Raw genomic sequence first — 2,301 nt, 5'->3', positions numbered from 1 at the left:
GTGCAGCTGGGCGCATGTCCGCGGCCGCCGCACGTGGCGGCGCGCATTTGGCCGGTAGCACCTCGACTGCTTACGGCCTTGCCGCTGCAACATCCGGCCAGAGCGGCGCAGGCTCGATCGCCGCCGGCTTGGCTGGCGTCGCCAGCGCCGGGGCCGGCGCTTCTGTCCAGCCGGTGAAGCAGGCGCTATCGCGCGCGGCGTCAGCCCTGTCTTTCAGCCAGCAGGCCGGCCGCTCGGCCGCATGGACTGCGACCGGTGGGGAGCAGCCATCGGGAGTAGCGGCTTCTGGGCGTAGTTCAGGCGGTGAGGCCGGTGCGGGATCTCCGCCGGAATGGGCCAACCGCATGAAGCGCGGCCAGACCATGAGCCATGGGGCCAGCATGGCCGCGCATTCCCTCCGCTCCGGCGACCATGGCGGTGGCTCGATGAATGTTTCCCTCAGTCAGGACGAACGCCGATGAACCTCTTCAGACGATCTTCCGTTCGGTACGGAACAACACCGCAGCCGGAGACGCCATATCAGCGTGCCGCCCAGGTCTGGGATGACCGCATCGGTTCAGCCCGTGTACAAGCAAAGAATTGGCGGCTGATGGCCTTCGGCTCACTCGTCCTGGCCGGCGGTTTCGCTTCGGCCTTGGTCTGGCAGTCGACGCGCGGGTCGGTGGTCCCTTGGATCGTTCAGGTCGACAAGCTCGGCGAGGCGCAGGCCATCGCTCCGGCTGTTGCCGATTATCATCCGACCGATCCGCAGACCGCATGGCATCTCGCCCGCTTCATCGAAGAGGTGAGAAGCATTCCGGACGATCCGGTCATCGTCCGCCAGAACTGGTTGCGCGCCTACGACTACACGACCGATCGCGGCGCCGTCTCTCTCAACGACTACGCGCGCCTGAACGATCCTTTTGCCAAGGTCGGCAAGATACAGATCGCGGTCGAGGTCTCCAGCGTCATCCGGGCTTCCCCGGACTCGTTCCGCGTCGCCTGGACCGAGCGTCGCTACGAGAACGGCAGCCTGGCGAGCACCGAGCGCTGGACCGCCATAATCACCATCGTCATTCAGCAACCCCGCGACGCCGACCGGCTGAAGGCGAATCCGCTCGGCGTTTACGTCAACGCCATCAATTGGTCGAAGGAGCTTTCATGATGTCCGCGGCACGAACGCGCAAGACGACGAGACGGACCGCCCGCGACATCACAAGGGTACGTTCGCTTGCTCTGGCATTGCTGTCAGCGACGGCGCTCGCCGGCTGCGCCTCGAAAAAATACATCCCGCCAGAGATCCGGTATGACGATGCGGTCCCCGCCGTGCAGAAGGCCGGCCCGCCCGGTCCGGTAAAGGTGGTGGAACTGCCGAAACCGCTTCCGCTCCCGGGTCAGCTGAAGCCGGTCGGGATCAGCAGGGCGAAGCCCGAGCCGGCCGATCCCAGACAGCGGATCAGTCAGGCGAATGAGACCGCTCGGATGCAGCCGGTCCGCGACGGCTTTATCAACGCGATCCAGCTCTATCCCTGGAGCGAAGGTGCGCTCTACCAGATTTATGCAGCGCCCGGTCAGGTCACCGACATCGCGCTGCAGCCGGGTGAACAGCTCGTCGGCTCTGGACCCGTCGCCGCGGGCGACACGGTGCGCTGGATCATCGGCGACACGCAGAGCGGGGCAGGGGAGCGGCTACAGGTCCACATCCTCGTCAAGCCGACTCGATCTGACCTTCAGACGAACCTCGTCATCAACAGTGATCGCCGCACCTACCATCTTGAGCTGCGATCGACCGAAAAGACCTATATGGCCTCGGTATCATGGCAGTATCCGCAGGATGAGTTGATCGCGCTGCGGCGCCAGAACGCACAGGCGTCCGCAGCACAGCCAGTCGCTGCCGGCGTCGACATCCAGAAACTCAATTTCCGCTATCGCATCGAGGGTGACGCCGCACCCTGGAGGCCGCTGCGCGCCTTCGACGATGGCGCGAAGGTCTACATCGAGTTTCCGTCTGGCATTGGCCAGGGCGAGATGCCGCCGCTCTTCGTCATCGGCCCGTCAGGGGGCTCCGAGCTGGTCAACTACCGCGCCCGGCAGAATCACTACGTCGTCGACCGCCTCTTTGCCGCTGCCGAACTAAGACTCGGCGGCAAGACGAGCGAGAGGCGCGTCCGCATCGTGCGCACCGATGGGAGCCGGCCCCGGCATAGCGCAGGATTGTTCAGATGAGCGACCCAACGAATGGCTTGAACCGGGACATCCGCGCTGAACTGCGTCTGCGCCCCGAGCCTGCCAGGGTGACGCGACTCTCGCGCAAGGTGCTGA

General features: G+C 65.2%; 2 protein-coding genes and 1 pseudogene. All 3 read left to right on the top strand.

All coding sequences use genetic code 11. The features are described 5' to 3' along the window. Positions 1-461, top strand: a pseudogene (locus tag EN925_RS32475) (P-type conjugative transfer protein TrbL); the annotation flags it as partial. Continuing rightward, positions 458-1,144, top strand: a complete 687-nt coding sequence (trbF, locus tag EN925_RS32470) for a conjugal transfer protein TrbF (protein WP_127370603.1) — start codon at positions 458-460, stop codon at positions 1,142-1,144. The pseudogene EN925_RS32475 and the gene trbF, both read left to right, overlap by 4 nt. Further along, positions 1,144-2,205, top strand: a complete 1,062-nt coding sequence (gene trbG, locus EN925_RS32465) for a P-type conjugative transfer protein TrbG (RefSeq protein WP_127388548.1) — start codon at positions 1,144-1,146, stop codon at positions 2,203-2,205. The genes trbF and trbG overlap by 1 nt, the downstream gene beginning before the upstream one ends. Positions 2,206-2,301 lie beyond the last annotated feature (96 nt).

Origin of the sequence: Mesorhizobium sp. M7A.F.Ca.US.006.04.2.1, from assembly GCF_004022915.1 — a bacterium.
GTDB lineage: Bacteria > Pseudomonadota > Alphaproteobacteria > Rhizobiales > Rhizobiaceae > Mesorhizobium > Mesorhizobium ciceri.
This window is presented reverse-complemented; position numbering and strand designations above follow the sequence as displayed.